2 protein-coding genes and 1 pseudogene are annotated in these 2356 nt (G+C 45.1%); 1 reads left to right on the forward strand and 2 read right to left on the reverse strand.

The features are described from left to right. A pseudogene (locus tag FHS77_RS15910) lies at nucleotides 1-653 on the forward strand (IS3 family transposase); the annotation flags it as partial. A 19-nt stretch (nucleotides 654-672) separates the two neighbouring features. Here FHS77_RS15910 and FHS77_RS15915 read toward each other — a convergent pair. Together FHS77_RS15915 and FHS77_RS15920 are read right to left on the reverse strand one after the other, a co-directional pair. After that, complete coding sequence (locus FHS77_RS15915) at nucleotides 673-1278, reverse strand: flavin reductase (protein WP_184224891.1); 606 nt, start codon at nucleotides 1276-1278, stop codon at nucleotides 673-675. A 185-nt stretch (nucleotides 1279-1463) separates the two neighbouring features. Next, nucleotides 1464-2282: a TonB-dependent receptor domain-containing protein gene (locus tag FHS77_RS15920; protein ID WP_343061037.1), complete on the reverse strand. Its 819-nt coding sequence runs from the start codon at nucleotides 2280-2282 to the stop codon at nucleotides 1464-1466. Nucleotides 2283-2356: the final 74 nt, after the last annotated feature.

Here is a 2356-nt window from a genome sequence, read left to right on the forward strand (position 1 = left end):
GTTGCGAGGCTTATGAGGGATAATAAGCTGAAAGCCCTACAAAAACAGCGCTACAAGAAGACCACAGACAGCAACCATGCTAGTCTGATTGCCCCAACCTTCTTGAACAGGACTTTACATGCACTGGCCCAGATCAGAAATGGGGTGTTGATATCAGCTATATCTGAACCGCTGAGGGCTGTCTCTATCTGGCAATTGTGCTGAATTTATTCTCGCGGCGTATTGTCGGATGGGCAACAAGTGACAGGCTCAAAAAAATCTGGCATTGACGGCTTTAAATCGTGCGATTGCTCTTCGCAGGCCACCCGCCGGGCTGATCCAGCATTCGGACAGGGGCAGCCAATATTGTTCTTATGACTATTGAGATCGGCTGGCCGGTCACGGCATCGTCGCATTAATGAATGCTAAAGGGAATTGGTATTGATAATGCGATGGTCGAAACCGTATTTAAAACCATCAAATCAGAGATGGTCTGGGGCACGAGCTTACAAACGCGAGCCGATGCTGTAAAAGCCCTTGGCCGATACATTGATTGCTTCAAGAATCCAATCAGGCGGCATTCAGCGCTCGGATATAAGTTGCCAATAGCATTCGTGGCCAATTCGCTGGTTGATCTGGTGAGAATATATGATGCCCTGCATCAGGAAAAATAACGAAAACGGTGAGGCTTAATTATTCTTCCCATTTCGGGCGGGACATTTCATAGACCTTATCCGTCGTTGCAAAATCCATATAGCCAAGACGCGAAACTGGCCTGGACCTGGCAATATCAATGAGGCCATCTACCAAAATTGCTTCATCAATATGGACACCGACAACCTCACCGATCACCATATAAGTTTCACTTAAAACCCCATCCTTGCCGTGCAAGCGCTTGACTTCAACCACAATACATTCCAGCGCGGCATAAGCTTCAGCCACCCGCGGCGCTTTAATTAATTCACAAGGCGCAGGCGTCAAACCAGCATATTCAAATTCGCTGGTGCCACGTGGAGCGCTGACAGATGTGGCATTCATTTCTTTGGCTAAATGCTCACCCGCCATATTGGCGGTAAATTCCCCGCTTTCTTCTGCAAAGGCAACACTATCCTTAAATCCGGAAGACGAAAACATCACCAAAGGCGGATTATCGCTGACAATATTAAAAAATGAATATGGCGCGAGGTTCAAAGCCCCCTCATTTGACCTTGTACCAATCCAGCCGATAGGGCGTGGTGTAACAATAGCTTTAAGCGGATTATGCGGTAGATCAAATCCATTTTTAGGTTGATAGAACACTTGAAAATCTCCGCAAATCACAAGCCATCAAGGCACTTTTCATTTTCACGAAGTTTTAGCCTGACTATCATTCTTCAAGCAACAAGCATTATGCAGTTCAGCACAATCAACGGATTATTTCACCTGCCAGTTACATTAGAATTTTATGTGGCGTGAAATATTCACGCCACATGGATATCATATAATCAGAATTTGGCTGTCAAGCTGGCGCGAAAACTACGCCCAGGAGAAGGCATCAAGCCTAATGTCAACGCATCCATATAATAAACATCGGTGACGTTATCGACATTGAAATCCAGTGTCACATCTTCATTGATTTTGTAGCTGGCGAACAAGTCAACCAATGTATAAGGTTTCCATGCAATCGTGGTTGTCTGACTAGCACTGCCGGTTAGATCTAAAAAATCTGAAGGGCGTTTGCCTGTATAGCTAATACGGGTACCCACATCCAGACTTTCTTCGAACATACGGGCACCAAGTGTAACCGATCCACTCATTTTGGGTGGTACATGCAACTGGCCATAACCCGAATTACTTCCATCAGAAAAACAGTATAGTCCGTTAAGCGCATTTTGAGCACAGAACTCAGTTTCAGTGTAGTAAATACCTGACGCTTCGGCATAAAAATCACCGGCATCATAACGTCCGGTCACTTCCAGCCCCTTAAATCGGGCATGATCCAGATTACGCATAGTGGTGCCGTTCCCCTCAAATGCAACACCCCGCGTTAAATAATTTTTAGCTTTATTGTCAAAGTAGGCAAGTTTGAAACGCAATTCATCCGCAGTGCGCAGAACATTATCCATTTCAACATTTATGCCCAGTTCCCAATTTCGGGTATGCTCTGGTTTAAGTGTAATTGAGGGGGTATTGGAAACTGAAAAACCTGTTGTAGATTCAAAAAGGCTAGGTGAGCGAATTGCCTCAGCGTAACGCACATAAAATTGCAGACCATCTACCGGTTCAATAGTTGTAGCAATAATTTGTAGTTGCCCCCGAAAGATCGGTCATTTTTACTGGTTAATTTGCTCCGCGATAAACTCACGGGGTGAACGATATCCTAAAGCTTTATGTGGGT

The sequence above is a fragment of the Paenochrobactrum gallinarii genome (assembly GCF_014205685.1).
GTDB classification, from domain to species: domain Bacteria; phylum Pseudomonadota; class Alphaproteobacteria; order Rhizobiales; family Rhizobiaceae; genus Paenochrobactrum; species Paenochrobactrum gallinarii.